This is a genomic window from Acetobacter indonesiensis (assembly GCF_000963945.1).
Classification (GTDB): Bacteria; Pseudomonadota; Alphaproteobacteria; order Acetobacterales; family Acetobacteraceae; genus Acetobacter; species Acetobacter indonesiensis.
Genome location: NZ_BAMW01000122.1, coordinates 1 through 1011, shown reverse-complemented (window position 1 = coordinate 1011; position 1011 = coordinate 1). Strand labels below are relative to the sequence as shown.

Genomic DNA, 1011 nt, shown 5'->3' with positions numbered 1-1011 from the left:
GAAGCGGGATGCGCAGCTTGAGTCCATTCTGCGGGAGAAAAGCCGCGAACTGGGGATCAGGAAGGGATCGACGCTCGATCACGGGTTGCATCCTCATCAGAGAGGGCAGTCCCTGTCGCGCTCCAGGTCGCGCGGTATAGATATGGGTATGTAATCTGCTTGAGAGAGGAGATGTTGATGTGTATAATTTTCACTGGAGATACACATCATGCGAACCAACATCATTATTGACGATACCCTCATGACAGATGCGCTGAAGGCGTCTGGCGTCAAAACCAAGAAAGAAGCTGTCGAACTCGGATTGCGGACGCTGATCAAGTTGAATCAGCAGCGGCAACTGCGTTCCATGAAGGGCAGGCTGGAGTGGCGGGGCGATCTCGACGCCATGCGTTCCGACGTATGATTCTGGTCGATTCATCGGTCTGGATCGATTTTTTCAGAGGTACGGTGACGCCACAGGTTGATGCTCTGGACCGGTTGCTGGGAGAGGAACTGGTCGCCATTGGGGATCTGATGATGACGGAAGTTCTTCAGGGATTTGCGAGCGAACGGGATTTCAACAAGGCGCGGAGACTGCTTGGCGCTCTGGATCTGGTTGAGATCGGGGGGCGTGATGTCATGATCGAGGCGGCACGATATTTCCGTGACCTGCGTGCCAGAGGCATCACCATCCGGAAAACCATTGATACCCTGATTGCCACACGATGTATCGTAAGCGGGTATCGGCTCCTTTACAGTGACCGGGACTTTGATCCGTTTGTGACACATCTGGGGCTGGAACGGGTTGTCTGATTTCGGCGTGGTGACTGGAGAGGACATGCAGAAAAAAGAAGCGGCCGTTCGGCTGGGATCGTTTCTGGGGGCCATAGGTCGTGAGGCTGGTGTGCGGGTTCTCAATCCGTGGGAGAATGTCTGATGTCCGAGACAGATCCAGCAGCGCGCGCGTTCGAGGATCTGTGCGCTGAAATGACGGTGCTCCGGCGCAGCGTGGAAGCGTTGCCGCAGGCGTGG

Annotated in this window: 3 protein-coding genes and 1 pseudogene; all 4 read left to right on the top strand. The window is 55.7% G+C overall.

What is annotated here, in order from left to right; all coding sequences use genetic code 11:
• Nucleotides 1-154: conjugal transfer protein TraA (locus Abin_RS16230; protein ID WP_084593709.1), on the top strand; the 154-nt coding region annotated here is incomplete at its 5' end.
• A gap of 54 nt (nucleotides 155-208) precedes the next feature.
• On the top strand, nucleotides 209-403 hold the full coding sequence (locus tag Abin_RS15420; protein ID WP_010516209.1) for a type II toxin-antitoxin system VapB family antitoxin: 195 nt from the start codon (nucleotides 209-211) through the stop codon (nucleotides 401-403).
• Nucleotides 400-792, top strand: a complete 393-nt coding sequence (vapC, locus tag Abin_RS15415; protein WP_048848569.1) for a type II toxin-antitoxin system VapC family toxin — start codon at nucleotides 400-402, stop codon at nucleotides 790-792. Before Abin_RS15420 ends, vapC begins: the two co-directional genes overlap by 4 nt.
• A gap of 123 nt (nucleotides 793-915) precedes the next feature.
• Nucleotides 916-1011 (top strand): annotated as a pseudogene (locus Abin_RS16300) (DUF6118 family protein); the annotation flags it as partial.